Origin of the sequence: Massilia sp. Root351, assembly GCF_001425045.1 — a bacterium.
GTDB lineage: Bacteria > Pseudomonadota > Gammaproteobacteria > Burkholderiales > Burkholderiaceae_D > Rugamonas.
Genome location: NZ_LMDJ01000004.1, coordinates 40,893 through 54,704, shown reverse-complemented (window position 1 = coordinate 54,704; position 13,812 = coordinate 40,893). Strand labels below are relative to the sequence as shown.

Below are 13,812 nucleotides of genomic sequence, written 5' to 3'. Positions count from 1 at the left end.
TAGCCATCGTAGGCGTCCTTCTCCAACCGCACCAGCCGCGCGGGCGCACATGATTTGTGCGTGCGGCGCACATAGGCGGCTTACGCGCGAGGCGCCAGGCCGCCCTACGGTTTGAGCTGGCGGATGGGGGAGACGCGGGGGAAGACGTGGCGCTGGCTGCGCACTTCCCTGTTCCAGTCCTGGTTGGCCCGGTGCAGCGCCGCGTCGTAGTAGCCGCGCCCATGGTCCAGGTGCAGGCTGACGATGGAGTGCCGCGCGCGCACGCCGCGCACGCCGATGTTGTTCAGCCGCAGGCCCATGTTCAGGTCTTCACCGCCGTAGGCCATGCTTTCGTCGAAGCCGCCCACTTCCAGCACGTCGTGCCGGAAGGCGCAGCTGTTGGCGCCACTGAAGGCGTTGCGCGGCGACAGGAAATCGTAGAAGCGCTGCAGGCGCGGATTGCGCAGCAGGCGGTTGCGGCTCTTGTCGAAGCCCGGGATGGCGCTCAGGAAGTCGTAGTCGAACAGGCGCTGGTCCAGGATCGCCGGCCGCAGGTCGTTATTCAAATGATACGCCTCCGGCACGCTGATATGGCTGCCGCCCGCCAGGAAGGCGCCCGGACGGCTCAGGCGAAGATAAGTCTCGACAAAATCGTCGCGCGGAACGCAGTCGCCGTCGGTGAACAGCAGCAGGTCGCCGCCGGCCTTGAGGATGGCCTGGTTCAGGGCACGGCACTTGCCGAAGCCCCGGTGCTCCTGGGTCAGGTGCAGCAGCGGCAGGTCCAGGTGGCGGCAATTGGCCACCGCCTCGGCGATCTCGGGGAACTCGCCGTCCTGCGAAACGATGATTTCGTCCGGCATGCGGGTCTGGGCGGCGTAGCCGGTCAGGACAAACTCCATTTCACGGCGCTTTTTGTGCGCGGAGATGATAACGGTGATCTTCATGCACGCAATGGTACCGGAACAACGGCCATATTGCTGCGGCTTATACCGCCGTTGCTGCAATGCCGTATAATTTTAGACCCGGTATTGCATGCACAGCATCCCTCCAGCCACGTCGCGAAAGTACGAAATGAACAACAAAGCCAGCCAGCCACGCTATTCCAAGACCGAAGCCCAATTGCGCGACATGCTCGCCAAGCGCATCATGTTCCTGGACGGCGCGATGGGCACCATCATCCAGCAGTACAAGCTGGATGAAATGGCTTACCGCGGCGGCCCTTCCGGCCGCTTCGCCGACTTCGCTGCGCCCGCCGACAGCGGTGCGCGCGAGCTGTTCGTCAAGGGGAACAACGAGCTGCTGACGCTGACGCAGCCGCAGGTGATCCAGGAAATCCACGAACGCTACCTGGCCGCCGGCGCCGACCTGATCGAAACCAACACCTTCGGCGCCACCTCCATCGCGCAGGACGACTACCACATGGGCCACCTGGCCTACGAGATGAACGTGGAAGCGGCCAAGCTGGCGAAAGCCGCCACCGCCAAGTACAGCAGCGCCGACAAGCCGCGCTTCGTGGCCGGCGCCCTCGGCCCGACCCCGAAGACCGCCTCCATCTCGCCGGACGTGAACGACCCCGCCGCCCGCAACGTGACCTTCGACCAGCTGGTGGCCGCCTACTACGAGCAGGTGCGCGGCCTGGTGGACGGCGGCTCCGACGTGCTGCTGGTGGAAACGATCTTCGACACGCTGAACTGCAAGGCGGCGCTGTTCGCCATCGACCAGTACTTCGAAGAGCGCCCGGAGCAGGAACGCCTGCCGCTGATGATCTCGGGCACCGTGACCGATGCCTCCGGCCGCATCCTGTCCGGCCAGACCGTGCCGGCCTTCTGGAATTCGGTGCGCCACGCGCGCCCGCTGACCATCGGCCTGAACTGCGCGCTGGGCGCGGCCCTGATGCGCCCCTACGCCGAAGAGCTGTCGCAGATCGCCGACACCTTCGTCTGCATCTACCCGAACGCCGGCCTGCCCAACCCGATGAGCGACACCGGCTTCGACGAACTGCCGGCCGACACCTCGGCCCTGCTGCGCGAATTCGCCGACGCCGGCTTCATCAACGTGGCCGGCGGCTGCTGCGGCACCACGCCGGACCACATCGCCGCCATCGCCGCGCTGCTCAAGGACACCAAGCCGCGCGCGCTGCCGGAAGTGAAAGTGGCGCAGCGCCTGTCCGGCCTGGAGCCGTTCACCATCGACGACGACTCGCTGTTCGTCAACGTGGGCGAGCGCACCAACGTCACCGGTTCGAAAGCGTTCGCGCGCATGATCCTGAACGAGCAGTACGACGAGGCGCTGTCGGTGGCGCGCCAGCAGGTGGAAAACGGCGCCCAGGTGATCGACATCAACATGGACGAGGCGATGCTGGACTCGCTGGCCGCCATGACGCGCTTCCTGAACCTGATCGCTTCCGAACCGGACATCTCGCGCGTGCCCATCATGATCGACTCCTCCAAGTGGGACGTGATCGAGGCGGGCCTGAAGTGCGTGCAGGGCAAGTCCATCGTCAACTCCATCTCGATGAAGGAAGGCCTGGAGGAGTTCATCCGCCAGGCCAAGCTGTGCCGCCGCTACGGCGCCGCCGTGATCGTCATGGCCTTCGACGAGAAGGGCCAGGCCGACACCTTCGAGCGCAAGATCGAGATCTGCGAACGGGCCTACAAGGTGCTGACCGAGCAGGTGGGCTTCCCGCCGGAAGACATCATCTTCGATCCGAACATCTTCGCCATCGCCACCGGCATCGAGGAGCACAACAACTACGCGGTGGACTTCATCAACGCCACGCGCTGGATCAAGGACAACCTGCCGCACGCGAAGATCTCCGGCGGCGTGTCCAACGTGTCGTTCTCCTTCCGCGGCAACGACCCGGCGCGCGAAGCGATCCACACCGTGTTCCTGTACCACGCCATCAAGGCCGGCATGACCATGGGCATCGTCAACGCCGGCATGGTGGGCGTGTACGACGACCTGCCGGCCGAGCTGCGCGAGCGCGTGGAAGACGTGGTGCTGAACCGCCGCGAAGACGCCACCGAGCGCATGATCGAAATCGCCGGCACGCTGAAGGCCGGCGGCAAGGCGCAGGAGCAAAACCTGGAATGGCGCAACGCCATCGTCGAGAAGCGCCTGGCGCACGCGCTGGTGCACGGCATCACCCAGTTCATCACCGACGACACCGAAGAGATGCGCCAGCAGGTGCTGGCCTCCGGCGGCCGCCCGATCCACGTGATCGAAGGCCCGCTGATGGACGGCATGAACATCGTCGGCGACCTGTTCGGCCAGGGCAAGATGTTCCTGCCGCAGGTGGTGAAATCGGCGCGCGTGATGAAGCAGGCCGTGGCCCACCTGATTCCCTACATCGAAGAGGAAAAGCTGGCCGAGGAAAAGCGCACCGGCATCGTCGCCAAGCCGAAGGGCAAGATCGTCATCGCCACCGTCAAGGGCGACGTGCACGACATCGGCAAGAACATCGTCTCGGTGGTCCTGCAGTGCAACAACTTCGAAGTGGTGAACATGGGCGTGATGGTGCCCTGCTCCGAGATCCTGGCGCGCGCCAAGCTGGAGAACGCCGACATCATCGGCCTGTCCGGCCTGATCACGCCGTCGCTGGAAGAAATGGCCCACGTGGCCAAGGAAATGCAGCGCGACGAGCACTTCCGCATGATGAAGATCCCGCTGCTGATCGGCGGCGCCACCACCAGCCGCGCCCACACGGCGGTGAAGATTTCGCACAACTACGAAGGCCCGGTGGTGTACGTGCCGGACGCGTCGCGTTCCGTGTCGGTGGCGCAGTCGCTGCTGACGCCGGAAAGCCGCGACCAGTACATCGCCGAGATCGAGCAGGACTACGTGCGCATCCGCGAACAGCACGCCAACAAGAAGGCGCTGCCGACCGTGTCGCTGGCCGCCGCGCGCGCCAACAAGGCCAAGCTGGAATTCGCGCCCGTGAAGCCGAAGTTCATCGGCCGCCGCGTGTTCAAGAACGTCGACCTGGCGCTGCTGGCCAACTATATCGACTGGGGCCCGTTCTTCCAGACCTGGGACCTGGCCGGCCCCTTCCCCGCCATCCTCACCGACGAGGTGGTGGGCGAAGCGGCCAGCAAGGTGTTCGAGGAAGGCCAGGCGCTGCTGAAGAAACTGATCGACGGCCGCTGGCTCACCGCCAACGGCGTGGTCTCGCTGCTGCCTGCCAACAGCGTGAACGACGACGACATCGAGGTCTACACCGACGACGAGCGCAACACCGTGGCGTTCACCTACTACGGCCTGCGCCAGCAGGGCGTCAAGCCGATCATCGACGGCGTGCAGCGCCCCAACCAGTGCCTGGCCGACTTCATCGCGCCCAAGCTCATTGATGGCAAACCTTCCGGCGTCAAGGACTACATCGGCATGTTCGCCGTGACCTCCGGCCTGGGCATCGAGAAGTACGAGCAGCGCTTTGAAGACGCGCACGACGACTACTCGTCCATCATGCTGAAAGCCCTGGCCGACCGCCTGGCCGAGGCGTTCGCCGAATACATGCACGAGCGCGTGCGCAAGGACCTGTGGGGCTACGCCGCCGCCGAAACGCTGAGCAACGAGCAGATGATCGCCGAAGAATACGCCGGCATCCGTCCCGCGCCAGGCTATCCGGCCTGCCCGGAGCACACGGTCAAGGCCGACATGTTCAAGGTGCTGCAGGCCGAAGAGATCGGCATGGAGCTGACCGAGTCCTTCGCCATGTTCCCCGGCGCGGCCGTGTCCGGCTTCTACTTCGCGCATCCGCAGTCGAAGTACTTCACCGTCGGCAAGATCGGCAGCGACCAGTTCGAAGACATGGCGGCCCGCCGCAAGATCGACAAGGCGGAACTGGAACGCTACCTGGCGCCCAACCTGTAAAAAAACCGGGAACCTTTTGACCGCTGCGATGGCCTAAGCATGGAGCTAACCACTTCAATGGAGGCCATATGGAAAACAAGGTTGCAATCAAGCGCTGGCAGGATCAGCTGATCCTGCTGCTCGGCTTGTGGCAGTTCATAACGCCCTGGGTGTTTGACTACGGCATCCCGTCCCGGCTGGCGTGGAATGCCTTCATCACCGGGGCCGTGATGGCGGTGCTGGCGGCGTTTGACCTGTACAAGACGTATTTCTGGGCCGTGGTGCTGAACCTGCTGGTCGGCATCTGGGTGGCCGTGTCGCCCTGGGTGCTGGCGCGCGCCGAGCAAGTCGCCGTGCCGCAGACGGCGATGTGGAACAACCTCAGCGTCGGCCTGGCGGTTGCCGTGCTGGCGCTGTGGGAAATGCGCACCGATCCGGAGCTGCGCACGCACTGGCCGGGCGCGGCGCATCCATGACGCTGGCCGGGCTTGGCGGGTGAGCGCGTGAGCGCGCAACCCGCCGGCCCTTAATGCGGGTCGCGGCGGAATTTCCAGATAGCGAGGCCGGCAAACACAGCGGCAAAGGCAAGCTGAACCGCCATCGGCCCGAGCGCGCCTTCCATGCCCAGGCCGCGCCACGTCACCGCGTCAAAGCCATCCACCGCCCAGCGGGTGGGGATGGCGAACGTCAGCTGCTGCATCCACGCCGGGAACACGAAAGACGGCACCCAGGCGCCGCCCAGCATGACCAGGATCAGTGTGGCGAACACGGCGATGCCGCGCGCCGCTTCCGGCGTTTTGCCGAAGGCGGCAATCAGCAGGCCGAAGCCGGCCGTCATCAGCGCGAAGCACAGGCCCACGCCGATGAAACCCAGTGGATTGGCGATCTGCACCTTGAAGATCAGCATGGCGCACAAGAAGATCGCCGCCAGCAGGCCGCTGGCGATCAGGGCGGCCGAGACCGCGCGCGCCAAGAGCACCGACGTCAGCGATACGGGCGCGGCCAGCAGGCGGTTCCAGATGCCCATGCGGCGCGCCAGCAGGATGCCGATGCCCATGTCCAAGCCCATGAACAGGATGAATTGCACGCTCATGCCGGCGAAGGAGTGCGCGTAGCCATTGTATTTGGGGCCGGAGCTGAGGGCCTGGTCCCTGGTGGCATAGGGCATGCTGAGGCCGGCTTTGGCCTGCTCGCCGTTGGCGCTGGCTGGCACCGGCCCGGCCTGCTGAAACTTGCGCACGCTGGCCAGCATGTCGCGCAGCGCGGCGCGGTCCTGGCCTTGCGCGGCCTCCTGCTCCAGCTGTTTCAGGCTGGTGTCCATGAGTTTCTCGCCGCTCTGGCCGCCGAACATCTCGGCGCTGACGACCTGCATGACCTGCTGCGTCAGCATGCCCTTCACCATGGCCAGCGCAGTCGATTGCGACGGGTCGTAGAATACCGGAATCTCCGGCTTGCCTGCCACGTTGAACAAGGCCTGGCCGGCGGCGTCGCCGAAGCCCGGCGGGATCAACACGGCCACCGTCAGCTTGCCCGAGCGGACCCGCGCTTGCGCCTCTTCCAGCGGCAATTCGATGATGCGCAGCGCTGCATCCGCCTTCAGGCCGCCGGCAATCTTGGCGCCTATCGCGCTGCCGTCCTGCAGCACCAGGCCGACGTCGATCTTGCCGGTGTTGGCATCGCCGCCGCCGCCGAACAGCGAGCCGAAGAAGGCGGCCAGCACAATGGGCAGCATCAGGTTGATCAACAGCGCCCGCTTGTCGCCGAGGTAAAGGAGGAGGTCTTTGCGGACCAGTGCGAGGAAGGCTGTCATGGTTAGTCGCGCAGGCTGCGGCCGGTGAGGTTGAGGAAGATGTCTTCAAGATTGGTCTTGGCGGTGGCGAAGTGCTGCAGCGCGCAGCCTTGCGCGTCCAGCCAGGCCAGCACTGAAGCGGCGTGCGACGTGGCGGCGAGGCCGATTTCCAGCACCGGCCCGGCGCCAGATGGGCCGCTGGCGCCGGCGGGGTTGGCGTTCGCGTCGGCGCCGGCCGCGCGGCCCGGCTCGCGCACTGCGCCCACGCCGGGCAGGCCGCGCAGGCCGGCCAGCAGTTCGGCCATGCGGGCCGGCGGCAACGGCCGCGCCAGCTCGGCGCGCAGCGCGGCTTGCGCGGGCAGGCGGCGGTACAGGTCGGCCGGGCTTTCGTCGGCCAGCACCCTGCCGTGGTCGATGATCACGATGTGGTCCGCCAGCCGTTCCACTTCTTCCATGTAGTGGCTGGTGTAGATCAGCGCCATGCCCCCGGCCTTGAGCGCTTCCAGCGTGTCGAAGATGGCGTTCCGGCTCTGCGGGTCGACGCCGACGGTGGGCTCGTCCAGGATCAGCAGTTTAGGCTGGTGCAGCAGCGCGGCGGCGATGTTCAGGCGGCGCTTCATGCCGCCGGAGAAGGTCGCGGGCTTGTCCTTGGCGCGGTCGGCCAGGCGTACCAAGTCCAGTGCCTGCGCGCAGCGCGCCTGGAGCAGCGCGCCCTTCAGGCCGTACAGCGCGCCGAACAGCTTGAGGTTCTCGATGGCGGACAAGTCTTCGTACAAGGCCAGGTCCTGCGGCACCAGGCCGAGCGTGAGCTTGGCGCCGTTCTGGCCCTGGGCCATGGGCTGCCCTTCCAGGTCGACACTGCCGCCGTCGCTGCGTAGCAGGCCGCAGATCATGCTGACCGTGCTCGATTTGCCGGCGCCATTGGGACCGATCAGCCCCACGGCCTGGCCGTGCTTCACCTGGAAAGAGACGCCGTCGACCGCCAGGCGGCCGCCGTAGGATTTGCTGAGTTGATTGACGCGGAGCAGGACGGTGGACATGGCGCATTGCGATCCGTTGAAAGAATCGCAAGCGTATCCCGTCTCTTATCCCTCTAGCAAGTGACAAGTGTCATGACTTGCCGTGACATATCACAGCGCGTAGCGCACCACGTTGTCGCTCCATTCGAAGGCGGCCATTTCCAGCTCCACCAGTTCGTCCGTGGACACGGCCAGGTCGCGCAGCGTGGGCACGATCTTGTGTTCCATGTCTTCGATCTGTTCGATGCATTCGGCCAGCTTGAGCAGGTCGCCGAAGAAGCCGCCGCGGAACATCAGCGCATCCTGCACTTCGTCGCTGACGGGGATCTGCGCCAGGATGTCGGACATCGGAATGCCGAACAAGGTGTCCATCAGCGACATGATGCCGACCGTGAAGGCGATGTCGGCCGCGTGGCGCTGGCTGGGACGCAGCTTGTGCGCCAGCAGTTCCAGCAGCCTGCCGCGCGTGGTGGCCAGCATCAGCAATGGCGTCATGCTGTGGCCGCGCTTGCTTGGCTCGGCGTACAGCATGATCTGCAGCCAGCGCTGCAACTGGCGGCGGCCCAGGATGGTGACGGCCTGGCTCAGCGAATCGATGCGCTGGCGCGCGCCCACGGCCGGCGTGTTCACCAGGCGCAGCAGGTTCAGCGCCAGCGACACGTCGCGCTTGATGGCGCGTTCGATTTCCAGATTGTCGGCCTCGGAGGTGACCAGCGTCATCAGCTCCATCACGGCCAGTTGCGACGGCGACAGCTTCTTGCCGCTCATGATGACCGGCTTGGCGAAATAATAGCCCTGGAAATAGTCGAAGCCCAGGTCCAGGCAGTTCTTGAATTCCTCGCGCGTTTCGACCTTCTCGGCCACCAGCTTCTTGCCGTCCTGCTTGAAGCGCGGCGCCAGCTTCATCAAGGTGGGCAGCGGCGTGCTGCGCATGCTCATCTTCACGTACTCGATCATCGGCAGCAGGGTCTGCACGTTGCCGGTTTCGGCCGTGACGTCGTCCAGCGCGAAGCTGAAGCCATGGCTCACCAGCTCGGCCATGCGGCTCAGCACCGGCGGCGTCGCTTCCATGGTTTCGACGATTTCCAGCACCACTTTCTCGCGCGGCAGGAAGCCGAAGATGTCGCTCATGATGACGTCGGCATCGACGTTGACGAACCCGAGCGCATCGCCTATCACCTTTTCCATGCCCAGCTGGGAAGCGTGGGCGATGACGGTGGCGGTGGCGCCGATGTCGCTGGTGATGTTGGCCGGCCCCACGGGCGCGTTGCGGAACAGCAGTTCATAGCCGAACAGTGCCTGGTTGCGGTCCAGCATCGGCTGACGGCCAAGGTAGAACTCGCGCACGCGCAGGCTCTTGGAAGTTGTATCGTTGGTCGAAAGGTCGATCATGGAGGGTCATCTCTGTTCGGTGGTGCCCAAAAGGCAACTAACCCGCTGTTTCACGCGGTTTATCCTGATATTTTGGCATCATTTGCACAGCTTGTCTCGGACAATTTTAGTGAACCCTGGGCATCAGGTATGCCATCCAGAAATACTTTGAGTTCACCGGGAGCAAAGGCGGTCCACTGCTCATTGGTGGTGAGCGGCTGGGTGACGATGATGGCAACCCGGTCGTCTGGCGTGGTGACCTCGGAAAAGTCCACGCTGACGTCCTCGTCGGACAATTCGGCGGTCACGAAGGGATACTGGCGCACCAGGTAGTACAGCTGGGTGGAGCAATGCGCATACAGTTCGTTGCCGCTGGAGAGCATCATATTGAAGGTGCCGTGCGCGGCGATTTCCTGTACCAGTTCCTGCAGCACGGCGCGCAAGGCGTCGCGCCCGGGCTGGACGTCGCCGAAGCGGGCCCGCAGGGTTTGCAGGATGTAGCAGAAGGCGCGCTCGCTGTCGGTGTTGCCGACCGGGCGAAAGGCGCCGTCCAGCACCGGATGGAATTGCTTCAGGTCGCCGTTGTGCGCGAACACCCAGTAGCGGCCCCACAGCTCGCGCACGAAGGGATGGCAGTTTTCCAGCGCCACCTGGCCTTGCGTGGCCTTGCGGATGTGGGCGATGACGTTGCGCGACTTGATCGGATAACGCTTGATCAGCTCGGCGATCGGGGATGCGATGGCGGCCTGGTGGTCGACGAAGAGGCGCACGCCGGCGCCCTCGAAAAAGGCGATGCCCCAGCCGTCATGGTGGGTATCGGTGCGGCCGCCGCGCATGGCGAAGCCGGTGAAGCTGAACACAATGTCGGTCGGGACATTGCAGTTCATGGCTAGTAATTGGCACATAGTAAGGGGAAATCTGCGACAGACTCCCACCTTACCATGCCTGCAGCCTTTAATGCAGCAGCACGGGCTGGCTCATCAGGGACTCGTAGCTGCCGAGGAATTCATCGATTTCCTCCATGGTGGGCTCGCTGGCGATCAGCTGGTTGACGTCGCGCCGGAAGCTTTGCGCCAGCACGCCCGCGATGAAGATCTCGCGCTTGCAGCCTTTATCGACAATTTCATAGCCGCCAAAGCGCAGGGCTTCCAGGTCGCGGTCCGCACCGAATTCAACCACGCTGTACTGCTCGCTGTTGTAGATAAGGTTCATTTTGCTTCCTTCACGCTTGGGGCGGAAGCTGGGATTGTTCCGCCGGTCCATATTGAAGTGGGGACCGGACGCCGCTTTTCAAGCCTAGGCTTGCAAATCGGCAGCCAGGTCCAGCAAGTCGCCATACGGAGCCGCGAGCAGCATGCTGCGCAACTGGTCCACGTGCTCCGCGTTTGCCAGGCTGATGAACAGCTGCGCTGGCGGACGGCGCAGCAGACGGTTCAATGTTACCCGCAAAACGAGATTTCCTGCGCAGCACAGGCAACCGGGGGCAATCCGCAGGACTTGCAGGCCGGTTTCGGGCGCGTGTACAAGGGGGGAATTGGCGTCCGCCAGGCCTTCGAGGATGACGGCGGCGGACGGCAAGGGGGATGGCGGCGTGCCGGCGTGCGCCAGCGCGGCGGCAATGGCCGCTTCGCGCACGGCCGCGCGCGCGCCGGTGACCAGCGTGGTGCGGGTGGGCGGAGCGCCCCCCGCAGCGCCGGCCATTATTGGTTCTTCTTGGCCAGCTTGCCCGGCTCCACGCCCAGCTGCTTGAGCTTGCGGTACAAGTGGGTGCGTTCCAGGCCGGTCTTCTCGGCCACCCGCGTCATGCTGCCGCCTTCGCGGCCCAGGTGGTGTTCGAAGTACATGCGCTCGAAGGCGTCGCGCGCTTCGCGCAGCGGCAGGTCGAACGACAGGTTGAAGCCATGCCCTTCGCCCGCCGTGGCGCCGGCGCCGCGCACCGATGCGTGCGCTTGCGGCATGGCCGGGCTGAACGGGGCGCCGGCGGCCACCGCGCCGTCTTCGGGCGGCGGCGCCACGGCCGGGCGCGGGGCCAGTGCCGGCGAACGCACGGTTTCCTGGGCGCGCGTCAGGCCTGCTTGCACTGCCTTCAGCAGTTTCTGCATGGCAATAGGCTTCTCCAGGAAGTTCAGCGCGCCGATGCGCGTGGCCTCCACCGCCGTGTCGATGGTGGCGTGGCCGGACATCATGATGACGGGCATGGTCAGCAAGCCGTCGCGCTGCCATTCCTTCAGCAGCGTGACGCCGTCCGTGTCCGGCATCCAAATGTCGAGCAGGACCAGATCCGGCGCGCCTTGTGCACGCGCCTCGCGCGCCTGCTGCGCGTTTTCGGCAAGCTGTATTGCGTGTCCCTCGTCGCTCAAAATTTCCGAGAGCAACTCGCGGATACCCATCTCATCATCCACTACCAGAATGTTTGCCATCTATCCCTGCCTTTTTTCATCTGCCGGTCATGCCTGCATTGTAAGCCTGCATGCTAGCAATAATTTTATTAGTCTTCCAATATTATGCCAACTGCACCGGTGCCAACTTTAACAGCAAAATCAGTACCGAAGCGCCACTTCTATCGACATGGTTCTGGATATCGATCCGGCCCCCATGTTCGTCGATAATTTTTTTCACCATCGCCAGCCCCAGACCGGTGCCGCGCGCCTTCGACGTCACGTACGGTTCGAAGGCGCGCGCCAGGATTTTGGGGGCGAAGCCCGGGCCATTGTCCGAGATCGCCAGGCGCACGGCAACGCGGGTGCCGCCGTCTGCGCTCTGGTAATGAATCGCCTCGGTGACCACGTCGATGCGCGGCGCGGCGCCGGCCGGCGGCTGGTCCAGCAGCGCATCCTGCGCATTCTGCAGCAAATTGTGGATCACCTGGCGCAGCTGGGTGGCGTCGCCCATCACCAGCGGCAGCTGCGGCGCCAGCGCCAGGTGGATGATGTCGCTGCCCTCGCCGGACAGGTACAGGTTCAGGATTTCCTCCACCAGCGCATTCACGTCCAGCGGCTCGAGCACGGCAGGCGGGGTGCGGGCGTAGTCGCGGAAATCGTCCACCATGCGCTTCATGGCCGCGACCTGGTTGACGATGGTGGTGGTGGCCTTGTTCAGCAAGTCCACGTCGTTCTGCTGTTCCAGCCTGGATTCCAGCTTCATCTGCAGCCGCTCGGCCGACAGCTGGATCGGCGTCAGCGGGTTCTTGATTTCGTGCGCCAGGCGGCGCGCCACCTCGCCCCAGGCGATCGAGCGCTGGGCCGAGATCACGTCGGTGATGTCATCGAACACCACGATGTAGCCGCTGCCGCTTTCCACCGGCAGGCGCGAACCGCGCGTGAGCAGGGTCAGGTCGTGCTCGTCCGGATTGGCGCTGTTGGCCGGGCGCGGAATCTCGATCTGGCGCTGCCAGTGCAGGCGCTGCACGTTGCGGCCGGCGGCCGAGTGCGCGCTTTGCGCCGAGAACGCGGCCACGATGGCGTTGGCGAATTCCTGCAGGCCGTCGATCTCGGTGAGCTGCTGGCCTATCATGGTCACGCCGGCGTGCTGCAGGATGCGCTCGACCGAATCGTTGCAGCTGACCAGGCGGAACTCGCCGTCCAGCACCATCACGCCGGCCGACATATTGGCCAGCACCGACTCCAGGTGGGCCTTGGCGTTCTGCAGCGCGGCGCGGTTCTTGTCGACCGCGATGCGCGCGTCCGACAGCTGGCGTGTCATGGTGTTGAAGGATTGCGTCAGGGTGCCCAGCTCGTCCGAACTGGCCACGATGGGGCGCGGCGACAAGTCGCCGCCGGCCACCGCGCGCGTGCCCTCGGCCAGCAGCAGCAGCGGCTGGGCCAGGTCGTTGGCGATCAGGAAGGCGGCCGCGATGGCGCCGAACACAGCCAGCAGCAGGGTCAAGGTCAGCGTTTCGATATACATCTTGCGCAGGCCGACGCGGGCCACGAAGCGCTCCTTGTATTCGCTGTAGGCGGTGCGCAGCATCTCGCCGTTGGCGGCCAGCTTGGGCGGCACCGCCTGGATGATCTGCAGGAAGCGCGGCGCCAGGTGGGCGCCGTTGGGCTGCACCGGGTCCGGGATGGCCATCAGCACGCGCACCCGCAGCACGTTGGAGGCGTCCGGCAGCGGCGGCGGCGGCGCGCCCACGCGGTCGTCGCGCAGCTCGCTGCCGCCCTCGGCCTGGGCGTACGATTCCTCGCTCTTGGCCACCGCCAGCATGGGCGCATTGGGCAGGTCGGCCGACAGGTTGATGCGCTGCGGCCCGGTGGCCGAGACGATCAGCCCGCCTTCGGCATCGACAATGATGGCGCTTTGCGTGCCGGGATGGGTCTTGACGAAGCGCGCCAGGATGGCCGGCGCGGCGTAGAACTGTTCCTCGGCCAGCAGGTTGGAGGTTTTCTTGGTTTGCGCGTTGAGGTCGGCCACCGCCTTGTCGAGCGCGTCGCGCCCCAGGTTCAGGCCGGCGTCCAGCGCTTCCTCGATGCGCACGTTGAACCACGAATCGATCGAATGGGACACGAACTGCACCGAGACCAGGAAGATCACCAGCCCTGGCAGCACGCCGATGGCGGCAAACAGCAGCACCAGCCGCGTCATCAGCTTGGAGCCGAACTTGCCGGCCCGGTAGCGCGAATACAGGCGGAACAGCGACACGCCCACCAGGATCAGCAGCGCCAGCGCCACCGCCGCGTTCAGGCCCAGCAGCCAGCCGTAATAGCGGTCGAACAGGCCGGAATTGTCGGAAGCGGACGCGAGCAGGAACAGCAGGATGCTGACCGTGGCGCCGGCGACGACAAACAGGTACCGCAAGGCCGGCGTCAC

The 13,812-nt window shown here is 65.2% G+C and carries 11 protein-coding genes; 2 read left to right on the top strand and 9 right to left on the bottom strand.

Features of this window, described 5'->3' with window-relative positions; translation table 11 throughout:
- Positions 1 to 104: 104 nt before the first annotated feature.
- Positions 105 to 923 carry a glycosyltransferase gene (locus tag ASD15_RS08360; protein WP_057154381.1) on the bottom strand — a complete coding sequence of 273 codons (819 nt, stop codon included), beginning with the start codon at positions 921 to 923 and terminating at the stop codon, positions 105 to 107.
- A gap of 127 nt (positions 924 to 1,050) precedes the next feature.
- On the opposite strand from ASD15_RS08360, the gene metH reads away from it, so the two are divergent.
- Entirely contained in the window at positions 1,051 to 4,848 is a 3,798-nt protein-coding gene (gene metH / locus ASD15_RS08355; RefSeq protein WP_057154380.1) for a methionine synthase, read from the top strand.
- 68 nt (positions 4,849 to 4,916) lie between these two features.
- Entirely contained in the window at positions 4,917 to 5,303 is a 387-nt protein-coding gene (locus tag ASD15_RS08350) for an SPW repeat protein (protein WP_057154379.1), read from the top strand.
- A 50-nt stretch (positions 5,304 to 5,353) separates the two neighbouring features.
- Here the strand turns inward: ASD15_RS08350 and ASD15_RS08345 are convergent, their stop codons facing one another.
- The 8 genes from ASD15_RS08345 to ASD15_RS08310 all read right to left on the bottom strand — a co-directional run bounded on the left by ASD15_RS08345 (position 5,354) and on the right by ASD15_RS08310 (position 13,812).
- The gene (locus tag ASD15_RS08345; protein ID WP_057154378.1) at positions 5,354 to 6,637 is read right to left on the bottom strand and encodes an ABC transporter permease; all 1,284 of its coding nucleotides are present in this window, start codon (positions 6,635 to 6,637) and stop codon (positions 5,354 to 5,356) included.
- A gap of 2 nt (positions 6,638 to 6,639) precedes the next feature.
- Positions 6,640 to 7,656 (bottom strand): ABC transporter ATP-binding protein, encoded by a 1,017-nt coding sequence (locus tag ASD15_RS33520; protein WP_057154377.1) that lies wholly within the window; start codon positions 7,654 to 7,656, stop codon positions 6,640 to 6,642.
- Between the two features lie 90 nt (positions 7,657 to 7,746).
- Positions 7,747 to 9,027 carry an EAL and HDOD domain-containing protein gene (locus ASD15_RS08335; protein ID WP_057154376.1) on the bottom strand — a complete coding sequence of 427 codons (1,281 nt, stop codon included), beginning with the start codon at positions 9,025 to 9,027 and terminating at the stop codon, positions 7,747 to 7,749.
- 59 nt (positions 9,028 to 9,086) lie between these two features.
- The gene (locus tag ASD15_RS08330; RefSeq protein WP_082551682.1) at positions 9,087 to 9,911 is read right to left on the bottom strand and encodes a class II glutamine amidotransferase; all 825 of its coding nucleotides are present in this window, start codon (positions 9,909 to 9,911) and stop codon (positions 9,087 to 9,089) included.
- Between the two features lie 49 nt (positions 9,912 to 9,960).
- On the bottom strand, positions 9,961 to 10,218 hold the full coding sequence (locus ASD15_RS08325; RefSeq protein ID WP_056398284.1) for a DUF3567 domain-containing protein: 258 nt from the start codon (positions 10,216 to 10,218) through the stop codon (positions 9,961 to 9,963).
- Between the two features lie 84 nt (positions 10,219 to 10,302).
- Positions 10,303 to 10,707 (bottom strand): hypothetical protein, encoded by a 405-nt coding sequence (locus ASD15_RS08320; RefSeq protein WP_057154374.1) that lies wholly within the window; start codon positions 10,705 to 10,707, stop codon positions 10,303 to 10,305.
- Positions 10,707 to 11,426: a response regulator gene (locus ASD15_RS08315; RefSeq protein WP_057154373.1), complete on the bottom strand. Its 720-nt coding sequence runs from the start codon at positions 11,424 to 11,426 to the stop codon at positions 10,707 to 10,709. The genes ASD15_RS08320 and ASD15_RS08315 overlap by 1 nt, the downstream gene beginning before the upstream one ends.
- Positions 11,427 to 11,508: 82 nt before the next feature.
- Positions 11,509 to 13,812, bottom strand: coding sequence for an ATP-binding protein (locus ASD15_RS08310; protein ID WP_057154372.1), 2,304 nt, complete (start codon positions 13,810 to 13,812; stop codon positions 11,509 to 11,511).